The sequence below is a fragment of the Photobacterium sp. HL06 genome, from assembly GCF_059552575.1.
This window is the reverse complement of sequence record NZ_CM183914.1, coordinates 4,001,232-4,013,660: the sequence shown is the minus strand read 5'-3', so window position 1 is coordinate 4,013,660 and position 12,429 is coordinate 4,001,232. Positions and strand designations below refer to the sequence as shown.

The following is a 12,429-nucleotide window of genomic DNA, read 5'->3' as shown; positions in this document are numbered from 1 at the left end:
CTCGGTATGAGTTACGTTGATGTCTGGAAGCAGCTTGAGTGGGATGATATTCGGCTGTCTATCTATAGCAAAACCGCCACGGATGTCGAGCGTGCACTGCGTAAGCCCAAGCGGGATCTGGAAGATTTTAAAGCGCTGATTTCACCTGCGGCTGAGCCATACCTAGAGCAGATGGCCCAACAGTCAGCGGCACTTACCCGCAAGCGGTTTGGCCATACGATTTCATTTTATGTGCCGCTGTATCTGTCGAACCTTTGCGCCAATGCCTGTACTTATTGCGGCTTTTCGATGGAAAACCGGATCAAGCGCCGTACGCTGACTGCGCCAGAGATTGAACGTGAGTGTCAAGCCATCAAGACGATGAACTTTGACAGTGTACTGCTGGTGACCGGTGAGCATGAGCGCAAGGTCGGCATGGAATATTTCCGTCATGCCGTTCCGGCGGTCAAAGAGCAGTTCAGCTATCTGGCGATGGAAGTCCAGCCGCTGGATCAGGGCGAGTATGCCGAGCTGAAAACCTTAGGTCTTGATGCTGTGATGGTATACCAGGAGACCTATAGTGCATCTACGTATGCCGAGCACCATCTGCGTGGCAATAAAATGGACTTTGAGTACCGCCTGGAAACGCCGGATCGCCTAGCGAAAGCCGGGATTGATAAGATAGGGATAGGTGCCCTGATCGGATTGGAAGAATGGCGTACGGACTGCTTCTTTGTTGCAAGCCATCTTGATTACCTGGAGCGTACTTACTGGCAGACTCGCTACTCTATCTCGTTCCCTCGCCTGAGGCCATGCGAAGGTGGGTTGCAGCCAAAGTCGGTGATGAATGATCGCCAGCTGGTTCAGCTGATCTGCGCTTATCGCCTACTGAATCCGGAAGTCGAGTTATCGTTGTCGACCCGAGAGTCGCCACAGTTTCGTGATAATGTCCTGCCGCTTGGCATCACCAGTATGTCGGCAGGATCCAAAACCCAGCCAGGCGGTTATGCCGATGATGAGCCTGAGCTGGAGCAGTTCTCGATCAGCGATGAGCGTTCAGCGGCTGCAGTGGCTAATGCTGTCAAAAGCCATGGTTTTGAGGTGGTCTGGAAGGACTGGCACCACGCTTACTCTGGGTAACAGACTGTTGTTATTTGGCTCTATATCGGCATCGAAAGTGCTCATTTATACTTATAAACTCAGCGCTTTCTCTTTGCTCTAGAGCCAAATCCCGAACAGTAGTATTTTTAGTCGTGAATGTGATAACGCCCGCATGAATGCGGGCGTTATGGTATCTACAGCTTAAGACTTATTATTAGCGCTTAAGCGGTGTGGTTGCTTGTGCAAGCCAGGCAAGATCATCACCTTCAAGCGATGGGCTGATCACCTCAAACACTGTCTGGTGGTAGTTGTTAAGCCATGCCAGCTCGACATCCGTCAGCAAGCTAATATCGATCAGGCGGCGGTCAATTGGGGCACGAGTCAGCGATTCAAAACCCATTACGGTCATATCACCCGCGGTTTCGATTTCAACAACCAGTTCCAGGTTCTCAATGCGGATACCAAAGGCATCGGCACGGTAGTATCCCGGCTCGTTAGACAGCACCATACCCGGCAGCAATGCCGTTGGGTTGTACACTTTCGCGATACGCTGCGGACCTTCATGGACACTCAGGAAGTGGCCGACACCGTGGCCGGTCCCATGGTCATAGTCAAAGCCATGTGCCCATAAGTGCTGGCGAGCAAGCGCATCAAGCTGAGAGCCAGTTGTGCCTTTCGGAAAACGAGCCGACGCCAGGGCAATATGGCCTTTCAGTACTAGCGTGAAGGTTTGTTTCACTTCGTCGCCTGGCTGGCCAACCGCAATTGTACGGGTAATATCGGTGGTGCCATCAGGATACTGGCCACCTGAATCGACCAGGTAGACATTATCCATTTCCAGAACACTTGGCTCTGGCTGGTTTAGGTGATTGTAGTGGCACATTGCGGCGTTACCGCCAGCGGCAGAAATGGTATCAAAGCTAACATCACTGCAGCTGCTATCTTGAATACGGAACTGCCACAACTTATCAGACAGCGTTCCTTCATCCAGTAGGTTACCCGCAGCAACTTGAGCATCAACCCACGCCAGGAATTTAGATACTGCCACACCATCACGGATGTGGCAGGCTTTCATTCCGGCAATTTCTGTTGGGTTCTTGGCCGCTTTTGGTAGCAGGCAAGGATCGGCGGCTTCAATCAAGCTGGCACCAGCTGCGCTCAGTACCTGACCTGCCCATGCATTGCTGGTTGCCGGATCAATCAGCACCTGTTTACCGCTGAGTGCCTGCAACCCGGCTTCTAGTGCTTGCGGTTGGTGGATACGAACACCCTCACCGACGTGCGTTATAAACTCTGCAGGAAGGCGGGTGGCATCAATGTAGAAATCAACACTTTCGTCAGTATGGATAATGGCGGTAGATAGCAACACCGGCAGGCTTGGTACATCGCTGCCGCGTACATTCAACAGCCAGGCAATGCTGTCAACCTGGGTTAGCAGTGTCGCTTCGGCATTTTGCTTTTTCAATTCAGCCGCAATTTCGGTGCGCTTGTCTGCGCTGCTTTGGCCAACGAAATCCAAGCCCATCAGTTTAGCATTGGATAGCGTTGCTGCCGGGCGATCATGCCAGAGTGTGTCGATAGGGTTTGCATCAATGCAAACGAGCTCCAGGGCTCCGGTTAAGCTTTCGGTTGTGCGTGCTAGCCATGCACCGCTATGAAGACGGGCATCAATCGCCACTTTGCTGCCAGCAGCAAGGTTATCCTGAGTCCACTGAACCGGTGGTTCATCAATCAGGTGGCGGTATTCAAAGACGTCACCAGGAACTTGCTTGCGAACTTGAACGACGTAGCGGCCGTCAACAAATACAGCGGCTTTATCACGCGTGATCACTGCCATGCCTGCTGATCCCGTGAAGCCTGTCGTCCATAGCAAACGTTCGTTATGGGCCGGGATATATTCGCCGAGGTATTCATCTTCATGGGGAATAAGCAAAGCGTCGAGCTGGTTGTCAGCCAGCCATTGGCGGATCTGCTCAACACGTTGTGAGATAACTGCTTGCATGTTTTGAGGTTCCTTGTTTATGCCACCGCCTGTGCGACGGAATGAATGCCAACCTGAATAATTCAAAGCAAGGCTGGTATTACAGATATTAATTGCCTTGCACTGAGTTGTTCAGGCTGGGCTCATTACGTTAGCGCTTTTGCTGGCAGGCTGCAATTAAGTGGCAGACAAATCACGACACCGACTGATGATTAACTCCCTTAACCAACTGTGTCCGAGGTCTTTTTCTTGATGCTGATGCCAGAAAAGGGTGTAGGCCATAGCAGGAAGTTCTGGCGGTAATGGCAGCACGACCAAATTAAGTTGGGCGGCAATATAATGGGCAAAGTGGCTAGGTGCGGTAAACACGAGATCAGTATGGGTACACAGGCTTGCTGCACTGTTGAAATCGGGGACGTACATTGCGATATCACGCTGCAAGCCTTTTTCTGCCAGTTTATAGTCCAGCAGCCAACGGTCATCTTGCCCGCAGCGCACCTGAATATGGCGTTGTTCGAGGTAGTAGTCTTGATCCCATGCCCTGTCGGGTTGGCACAATATCGGGTGGTCCCTGCGGACAATGCAACGCTGGGTATCACGGCACAGCTCTTGGAAAACAATCCCTTTCGGCGGCATGAGGGTCAGCATGGCATCCTTGGGATTGAGATCTTTACCCGTAATACCGAAATCAATTTCGCCTCGCTGAAGCCGATCAAAGGTATTGGGCTCCCAGGATTGGGTATCGAGGATGATATTCGGCCCTTTGGAAAAAATATCTCCCAGAAACTGCGGGAGGAAAAGCGGGTAGGCGCTTTCGACAAGGGCCATCTTAAAGTGGCGGTCACTGCTTTGTGGTTCAAACACAGCGGGGGCCGTCAGGTTTTCAACATCACGTAACAGTTGCTCTAGCATTGGCAATAATGCCAAAGCACGCGATGTCGGTTTTAGACCGTGGGCAGAACGAATGAACAGCGGATCACCAAACTGCTCGCGCAGTCGCGTAAGAGACTTACTGACAGCGGATTGGCTCAAATGCAATCGCCTGGCGGCATGGGTCACGCTGCACTCTTCGAGCAAGACGTGTAGGCACACTAATAAATTAAGATCGAGTCGAGCAAGCTTCTCAAAAGACACAAAAAAAACCTCATGCAGAGTGATATTCCCAAAAGGAAATTCTGATTTGAATATAAACCATTTCTATTCATATCTCTAAGGGCTTAGACTGCCGCCATAACGAGAAAGGAAAGTCATATGAAGTCTGAAACAATTCACTCTGGAACAAGATTGGTCGCCCTGATGGTCATCCTTGTTCTGTTTAGCCCGCTGGCTATTGATATCTACCTACCCGCTCTGCCAGCGATGGCGGAGACGTTTGCCGTTGAAACAACCCGGGTACAGGATACTGTTACTTGGTTTATGTTCAGCCTGGGATTGGGACAGCTATTGGCCGGGCCATTGGCTGATCGTTTTGGCCGTCGACCAATCGCGCTGGGTGGTGTCGCTATTTATGCTTTGAGTGCGGCAATGGCGTACTGGGCACAGACATTAGATTTATTGCTGGTGGCGCGATTATTACAAGGCTTCGGTGCTTGTGCGACATCAGTGGCGGCCTTTGCTGCGGTTCGTGACAGCTTCGGGCCTGAGCGTAGCGGTCGGATGATCAGCTATCTGAACGGGGCTATCTGTTTTATTCCTGCCCTGGCTCCTCTGCTCGGCTCATGGCTGACCCATGAATTTGGCTGGCGTTCAAACTTTAGCTTCATGGCCGGTTTTGCATTGGTTGCCGGTACTTTCCTTGCTGTCTTTTTCAAAGAGACACGCCCGGCAGACACGAATACCGATGGCGCACTGATCAGTGTCGACCGCTATATGTCGGTGCTGCGCGAACCGGTATTTTTGTTCCATGCCACTCTTTGTATGCTGGCGATGGCCGTGATTTTGGCTTATGTCACTTCGGCGCCGGTATGGCTGATGATGGAGCTAGGCCAGGATATGGGCCAATTCACAATGTGGTTTGGTGTGAATGCGGCGTTGAATATTCTGGCCTGCATGGTGGCGCCGAAATACATGGATAAATTTGGCACCCGTAATACCTTAAACCTTGGCCTGCTGATGCTGGTGGGTTCCGGTGCAGCGATGCTGGTACTGAGCAGCATCCACCAGGCATGGGCCTTTATGGTGCCTATCTTTATGTCTTCTTTCGGTTTTGCCTTTGTTCTGGGCTCGGCGGCCGGTAAAGCATTGGCCCCGTTTGGTGACCGAGCGGGAACTGCTGCGGCACTGCTGGGGCTATTCCAGATGAGTGGTGCCGGCATGATGGTGAGTTTGACTCAGCGCCTGGATCTGACACCGCCGATGCTACTGACGCTGCAGATGTGGCTACTGGTACCTGGCCTGCTGATCTTGTGGTCAAAACTGGGCCGCCGTTGGCATGCGGTAGCGGCAAGCAGCTAACGATGTTGAATTTATAACTAGACGCCTTTCCCTGCAGGGCGCTGGGTCTCGACAACCCTAACATGATTTGCCTGTCACGCTGTGGCAGGCTTTTTTTTTGCTCATTGAAAAGGGGAAGCCTTATCAGCTTCCCTTTATACGTTTTTTATTAGCACGAAGAGTCGGCAGGCTGGGCTTTCTTGCCTTTCCATTGCTGTACCAGCAAGCCGCAGACAATCAATACCAGCCCGGCAAGGGTCGATGCATGGATCTCTTCGCCGATAATCGTTGCCAGCAATATCAGCGAGATAAACGGAGAAATGAAGATCAGGTTACTGATCCGGGCAGTATTGCGGGTTAGCCGCATTGCGTTGAGCCAGAGCACGAAGGTCACCCCCATTTCAAACAATCCGACATAGCTGACGGCTGCCCAGCCCTGCCAAGGCACAGTTGGCCAAGCGCCTAAATAGAGGCTAAGCCCGATAGAAAAAGGTAGGGATAGCAAGAATCCGAGCAGTACGCCCAGCACGGGATCAGCCTGGTTCTTGGTATTTAAGATCCAGTACATGGCCCACAATAAGGTGGACAGTAGTGCCAGGGCAACGCCGGCAGGATTATCAAACTGCAATGCCATGACATCGCCTTTGGTGGCAATAACGACGACCCCTAAATAACCTAAGCCACAGGCTGCCCAGTCTTGTTTGCGAATTTTCTGGCCGAGAAATACGGCGGCCATCAGGGTGAGCGTAATTGCCCAGCTGTAGTTGAGAGGCTGGGCCTGTGAGGCCGGTAGCAGATCATACGCCTTGAATAGGATCAGGTAATAGGCAAAGGGGTTAATCAGCCCAAGCAGTAAATAGTAGAAAGGGCGGGCCATGAATGTACGGCCAAGCAGGTGTAGCTTACCCTGAAAGAAAGCAATGATGATCAGTGCGATGGCAGAAACAATACTGGCGGCAACCATCATCTGGATCGGGCTGAAGAAGTCTAGGGTGATCTTAAATGCCGTGGCGACTGTCGACCATAACAAGACAGCCGCTAATCCGTATCCGAGAGCGTAACGTTCGTTCATCATTCATCCATAATCATGTTGGCTGCCACGATAGAGACGCAGCACGGGTTATTCGTCATATATAGGGCCTGTTGGCCTTTCAGCGCCAAGCCTGTAGAGACTAAAAAAGTCTTCAGGCAAGGAACGAAGAATGAAGATTAGTCAGCTAATTGAGTTCTGAGTAACGCAGAATGAAGTCTTTTTAGCCTCTACCCAAAAGGCTGGGGCTATTTTTCCTGCTAACTGCGTTGTCGGAATATCAATATAGATGGCTATGATTAAACCCCTTCGCCTTGTTATCAGAAAAAAGCTCTTCCAGCAGGAAAGGCGATGAAAGGTCAACAGGCCCTAGCTCGCAGTCTATTCGATTGTTGTAAGCCCGGCCAGATCACCGGATCCCAGGCTGTGACAGCAAGCCCAATCATAATGGCAGACGGGCAGCCACAACGGATGATGCCTGGCTAGCTTGTTAGAATGGCTGGACATTTATCCAGTATCCACTTAGCCTTTAGCGGCAGAACACGTTAAGAATGAATCCGTCAGGTAATCATCATTCTTTCTATTATTTAGGGTGTGTAAATCATGATAACTGAGTGGCTCACAGGAGCGGAGCTGGCTGTCGTCACGGCTTTGTCCGGAGCAACCGTAGCCAGTGTGATCACTGCATTGTGGATGAGAGGCAGCTGGCAGCAACAAGAGCAGCTACTTCGCCAGCAGGCAGAAGCGGATGTACGCCTGGCACAAAGCCAGGAACAGCACTACCTTGCTCAGTTGGCTGAGCGAAACCAGGATCTCGATGAGCTGGATGTCGAGCGCGATCGGCTCACCTCTGAATTGCGCCAGATGCATGCCCGGCTGGCGGCGGCGCTAGAGAAAATGCGTCACTTTGAAGCGCTGAAAAATGAGAAACAGTATCTAACCGAGCAGCTGGAAAATGCCCGTATGGCCAATGCCGGACTTGAAGCGGATCTGCGCGAGCAAGAAGCCCGCCATTTTGAAGAGCAAAAAGCGGCGGATGAAAAGATTGCTCTGCTAGAAAATGCCGAAGAGCGATTGCGGGTGCAGTTTGAGAGCCTAGCCAACCGGTTGTTCGAACATAAAACCCGTACCGTCGATGAGCAGAACAAGCTGAGCCTGGAAAATTTGCTCAGTCCACTCAAAGAACAGCTGGAAGGCTTTAAGAAACAAGTCAGTGATAATTTCAGCCAGGAAGCTCGTGAGCGGCATACCCTTGTTCATGAAATCAATAACCTGAAACAGCTCAATGAGCAAATGGCCCGTGAAGCCGTTAACCTGACCCAGGCCCTAAAAGGGGATAATAAAGCGCAGGGTAACTGGGGCGAGGTGGTGCTGGCCCGGGTACTGAGTGAATCCGGACTACGGGAAGGGCATGAGTACAAGACCCAAATAAGCCTGGAAAATGATGAGGGCAAGCGTTATCAGCCAGATGTGGTTGTGCACCTGCCACAGGAAAAAGAAGTGGTGATTGATGCCAAGATGTCGCTGATCGCCTACGAGCGTTTCTTTAATGCTGAAACTATTGCCGAGCAGGAGCTGGCGCTGAGTGAGCATGTTGCTTCAGTGCGTAGCCATATCCGAGGCCTGAGCCGCAAGGACTATCATCAGCTGCATGGGATTCACAGCCTGGATTACGTGCTGATGTTTATTCCGGTAGAACCTGCATTTCAGGCTGCTATCGAGGCCGATCCGAGCCTGATCCGCGATGCCATGGATCAGAATATCATGCTGGTCAGCCCGACGACCTTGCTGGTGGCCCTGCGAACTATTAATAACCTGTGGCGCAACGAACGCCAGAACCAAAATGCCAAGCAGATTGCTGAGCGGGCCGGCAAGCTTTACGACAAGCTGCGCCTATTTGTCACCGATATGGAAGCGGTAGGGGCATCGCTTGATAAAGCCAACCTGAGCTATCAGGGCGCGATGAACAAGCTGGCAACGGGGCGTGGCAATGTGATCCGCCAGGCTGAAAGCTTTAAGTTGCTGGGGGTTGAAGTGAAGCGGGATATTAGTCCCAACCTGGTTGAGCAGGCACAAACGACGGTAGCGGAAACGGGAGAAAGAGAACACACGGTATTACCGCCTGCTGCCTCTGTTGCAAATGATTTACCGTAGTGCTTTGAGCAAACCACGACCATCAAGTACACTAAGCCGGATAATTAAACACATATAGCATGACGGATATAGCATGACGGACACCACACAAGATACGACCCATTTTGGCTATCGTACTGTAGCCAAGGAAGAAAAAGCGGATCTGGTCGCGGAAGTATTTCATTCCGTAGCAGCAAAATACGACATCATGAACGATATGATGTCGTTGGGTATCCATCGGGTATGGAAGCGCTTTACCATTGATTGCAGTGGTGTTCGCCGTGGCCAGCGTGTGCTGGACTTAGGTGGTGGTACGGGCGATCTGACCGCTAAGTTTTCCCGCATTGTCGGTGAAGACGGACAAGTTGTGCTGGCGGATATCAATAATTCAATGCTGAAAGTCGGCCGCAGCAAACTGCGCGATATCGGTATTGTCGGCAACGTGGGTTACGTCCAGGCCAATGCCGAAGAGCTGCCTTTCCCGGATGATTATTTTGATTGCATTACTATCAGCTTCTGCCTGCGTAATGTAACCGACAAGAATAAGGCGTTGCGCTCGATGTTCCGGGTGCTAAAACCTGGTGGCCGTCTGTTGGTGCTGGAGTTTTCCAAGCCGTTGCTTGAGCCGCTGTCGAAAGTCTATGACGCTTATTCTTTCCACCTGTTGCCTAAAATGGGTGAGCTGATCGCCAATGATGCAGAAAGCTACCGCTATCTGGCTGAATCTATTCGCATGCATCCGGATCAGGATACGCTGGAAGGCATGATGAAGGATGCCGGCTTTGAGCAGACCCAGTACTACAACCTGACAGGGGGTATTGTTGCCCTGCACCGCGGCTACAAGTTCTGAGGACATTATGCCATTCGATGCTTTTGTGACCGGCGCGGTAGAAACCTCGCTCAACACGCTATTGAAAGACGACGCGGAAAGTCAACGCCGCCTTGGGCGCTTGCGCGGTAAAGTCATTAGCGTAACCATCAATGAATTTGGTAAGAAACTCATTTTCATTTTCAGCCAGCAGATTGATGTGCTGGGTGCTTATGAAGGTGAAGTGGATTGCGATCTGGCGCTAAACCTGAGCGTACTGCCGGAGTTGCGCCAGCAAGCCAACCTGACTCAGCTGATCAAGGCCGATAAACTGGCTCTGGAAGGTGATATTCAGCTGGCTCAGCAGTTCTCGGCGTTGCTGAGCGGGCTAAAGCCAGATATTGAAGAGAAACTGTCGCAATATACTGGTGATATTGTTGCCCATACCTTGGTAGGTGGCCTGAAAAGTGGCGCGCAAATGATCCGCCAGGGGGCCAAGCGACGCCAGCGAGATTTAGCGGAAGTGATCACCGAAGAATGGAAGCTTGCCCCGCAGGCTCTGGAAGTTGCGCATTTTGCTGATCAGGTTGATGATTTGAAATCAGATGTGGCACGCTTTGAATCCCGCTTGAACCAGTTGTTGGGGTTGCGTTAAACCATGATGACCTATTCGGAATTTAAGCGTCTCTATCAAATTACCACGGTTAAACTGCGTTATGGGCTGGATGAGTTCCTGCCTGAAGATCCGCGGGTTAAAGTGCCAAAAATGGCGCGTAAATCGCTGTTCTGGATTAAGAACCAGCATGCTGACAAGCCGCTAGGCGCGCGTTTGAGGCTGGCTTTGCAGGAGCTGGGCCCGGTATGGATCAAATTTGGCCAGATGATGTCGACTCGCCGGGATCTGTTTCCGCCGCATATCGCCGACCAGCTGGCGATGCTGCAGGATCAGGTCGCCCCGTTTGACGGTAAGCTGGCGAAACAGCAGATGGAACAGTCGCTGGGTGGTCCGCTGGAAACCTGGTTTGATGATTTTGACGAAACCCCGTTGGCCTCGGCATCCATTGCCCAGGTACACACCGCGACGCTGAAAGCGGATGGTCGCAAGATTGTGCTCAAAGTGATCCGCCCGGATATTCTCCCGGTCATTCAGGCCGACATTAAACTGATGTACCGGATGGCGCGTATCTTGTCGCGTATCTTGCCGGAAGCGCGTCGTCTACGTCCGGTTGAAGTAGTACGAGAGTACGAAAAAACCTTGCTCGATGAGTTGGACCTGATGCGCGAAGCGGCCAATGGCATCCAGCTGCGGCGTAACTTCGAAGACAGCGACATGCTGTATGTACCAGAAGTGTATACCGATCTTAGCAGTGAACGGCTGCTGGTAATGGAGCGCATCTACGGTATTCAAGTGTCTGACATTGATGCCCTGGTTGCCAATGGCACAGATCTGAAGCTGCTGTCGGAAAATGCGGTGAATATCTTTTTTACCCAGGTATTCCGTGACAGTTTCTTCCATGCCGACATGCATCCCGGCAATATTTTTGTGGCCCGTGAGAACCCGGAAAATCCGCAGTGGATTGCACTTGATTGTGGTATTGTCGGCACCCTTAACCGGGAAGACAAGCGTTACCTGGCCGAAAACCTGCTGGCATTTTTCAACCGTGACTACCGGAAAGTCGCCGAGTTGCATGTGGATTCGGGCTGGGTACCGAAAGATACCAACATTGATGATTTTGAATTTGCGATCCGCACAGTGTGCGAGCCCATTTTTGAAAAACCACTGGCTGAAATATCCTTTGGCCATGTGCTGCTGAATTTATTTAATACCGCGCGCCGCTTCAATATGGAAGTACAGCCGCAGCTGGTATTACTGCAGAAAACCTTGTTATATGTCGAAGGGTTGGGACGTCAGCTCTACCCGCAACTGGATCTGTGGGATACCGCCAAGCCATTCCTGGAAGACTGGATGTCACGTCAGGTCGGACCACAGGCGGTGATTGATGGTGTTAAAAGTAGGGCACCGTTCTGGGCCGAAAAACTGCCAGAATTGCCGGAATTACTTTACGACAGTTTGCGCCAGGGCAATGTGCTGAACCAGCGAATTGATACACTGTACGACAATTTCATGGAAAGTCGGCGTTATCAGGGCCAGGCAAGGTTCTATTTTGGCATTGGTGCAACTCTGTTTGTATGTTCTGCCATACTTTTTAGTAATCATATTGAAACTTATCCGGCGGTTTCTGCCGTTACGGGGGTCACGTTTTGGTTACTTGGGTGGCGTGCTTGCCGTAAATAGCAGGTAAAATATGCAGCCTAAATATATCTTTTTTGTTATCAACCACAATTAGCTGAGGTAAAACAAGCATGGGTGGTATTAGTATCTGGCAATTGCTTATCATTGCACTGATCATTGTGCTTCTGTTCGGAACCAAGAAACTTCGCTCGATGGGCGGTGATCTAGGTTCTGCCGTGAAGGGCTTTAAGAAAGCGATCGGTGACGAAGACTCAGCAGCCAAGAAAGAAGCAGACGCGGATTTCGAGCAAAAGAAACTTGCTGATGACCAGCAAGGTGAGCAGGCTCAAAAGAGCCAGAAAGACAAAGAGCAGGTTTAACGCGTGTTTGATATCGGGTTCTGGGAGTTAATACTGATCTCGGTGGTGGGATTAGTAGTACTGGGGCCGGAACGCCTTCCCGTCGCGATCCGTTCGGTTTCGCGTTGGGTAGGCGCTGCTCGTAATATGGCTACCTCGGTCAAAGATGAACTGTCGCAAGAGCTGAAAATTCAGGAATTGCAGGAGAATCTGAAAAAGGCCGAGCAAATGGGAATGAAGGACTTATCGCCTGAATTGCGTGATTCTGTGGAAGAGCTGAAACAAGCCGCCGCGGATGTGCAGCGTCCCTATGCTGAGAAAAACGAGCACACCTCAGCAACGACTTCTCAAAAGCAGGATTAAATTACATCA

Annotated in this window: 12 protein-coding genes; 9 read left to right on the top strand and 3 right to left on the bottom strand. The window is 51.2% G+C overall.

Annotated features, from left to right (window positions below; all coding sequences use genetic code 11):
- Positions 1-6: 6 nt before the first annotated feature.
- On the top strand, positions 7-1,119 hold the full coding sequence (gene thiH / locus AC51G0_RS18130; protein ID WP_496300083.1) for a 2-iminoacetate synthase ThiH: 1,113 nt from the start codon (positions 7-9) through the stop codon (positions 1,117-1,119).
- A 175-nt stretch (positions 1,120-1,294) separates the two neighbouring features.
- Here the strand turns inward: thiH and AC51G0_RS18125 are convergent, their stop codons facing one another.
- On the bottom strand, positions 1,295-3,082 hold the full coding sequence (locus tag AC51G0_RS18125) for an aminopeptidase P family protein (RefSeq protein WP_496300082.1): 1,788 nt from the start codon (positions 3,080-3,082) through the stop codon (positions 1,295-1,297).
- 156 nt (positions 3,083-3,238) lie between these two features.
- Positions 3,239-4,195: a LysR substrate-binding domain-containing protein gene (locus AC51G0_RS18120; RefSeq protein ID WP_496300081.1), complete on the bottom strand. Its 957-nt coding sequence runs from the start codon at positions 4,193-4,195 to the stop codon at positions 3,239-3,241.
- A 117-nt stretch (positions 4,196-4,312) separates the two neighbouring features.
- Here AC51G0_RS18120 and AC51G0_RS18115 point away from each other — a divergent pair, with 117 nt between their 5' ends.
- Complete coding sequence (locus AC51G0_RS18115) at positions 4,313-5,515, top strand: multidrug effflux MFS transporter (protein WP_496300080.1); 1,203 nt, start codon at positions 4,313-4,315, stop codon at positions 5,513-5,515.
- A 148-nt stretch (positions 5,516-5,663) separates the two neighbouring features.
- Here AC51G0_RS18115 and AC51G0_RS18110 read toward each other — a convergent pair whose 3' ends face one another.
- A complete protein-coding gene (locus tag AC51G0_RS18110; protein ID WP_496302015.1) occupies positions 5,664-6,566 on the bottom strand; it encodes a DMT family transporter in 903 nt (300 codons plus the stop codon).
- Positions 6,567-6,875: 309 nt separating this feature from the next.
- Between AC51G0_RS18110 and AC51G0_RS18105 the strand changes: the two genes are divergently transcribed.
- The 7 genes from AC51G0_RS18105 (at position 6,876) to tatB (ending at position 12,420) form a co-directional block, all read left to right on the top strand.
- Entirely contained in the window at positions 6,876-7,010 is a 135-nt protein-coding gene (locus AC51G0_RS18105) for a hypothetical protein (RefSeq protein ID WP_496300079.1), read from the top strand.
- 117 nt (positions 7,011-7,127) lie between these two features.
- The gene (gene rmuC, locus AC51G0_RS18100; protein WP_496300078.1) at positions 7,128-8,678 is read left to right on the top strand and encodes a DNA recombination protein RmuC; all 1,551 of its coding nucleotides are present in this window, start codon (positions 7,128-7,130) and stop codon (positions 8,676-8,678) included.
- A 73-nt stretch (positions 8,679-8,751) separates the two neighbouring features.
- The gene (gene ubiE, locus AC51G0_RS18095; protein WP_496300077.1) at positions 8,752-9,507 is read left to right on the top strand and encodes a bifunctional demethylmenaquinone methyltransferase/2-methoxy-6-polyprenyl-1,4-benzoquinol methylase UbiE; all 756 of its coding nucleotides are present in this window, start codon (positions 8,752-8,754) and stop codon (positions 9,505-9,507) included.
- Positions 9,508-9,514: 7 nt separating this feature from the next.
- Positions 9,515-10,120: a ubiquinone biosynthesis accessory factor UbiJ gene (locus AC51G0_RS18090; RefSeq protein ID WP_496300076.1), complete on the top strand. Its 606-nt coding sequence runs from the start codon at positions 9,515-9,517 to the stop codon at positions 10,118-10,120.
- A 3-nt stretch (positions 10,121-10,123) separates the two neighbouring features.
- Entirely contained in the window at positions 10,124-11,761 is a 1,638-nt protein-coding gene (ubiB, locus tag AC51G0_RS18085; protein WP_496300075.1) for a ubiquinone biosynthesis regulatory protein kinase UbiB, read from the top strand.
- Positions 11,762-11,829: 68 nt separating this feature from the next.
- The gene (gene tatA, locus AC51G0_RS18080; protein ID WP_496300074.1) at positions 11,830-12,078 is read left to right on the top strand and encodes a Sec-independent protein translocase subunit TatA; all 249 of its coding nucleotides are present in this window, start codon (positions 11,830-11,832) and stop codon (positions 12,076-12,078) included.
- 3 nt (positions 12,079-12,081) lie between these two features.
- Entirely contained in the window at positions 12,082-12,420 is a 339-nt protein-coding gene (tatB, locus tag AC51G0_RS18075; protein WP_496300073.1) for a Sec-independent protein translocase protein TatB, read from the top strand.
- The last annotated feature ends 9 nt before the right edge of the window (positions 12,421-12,429 follow it).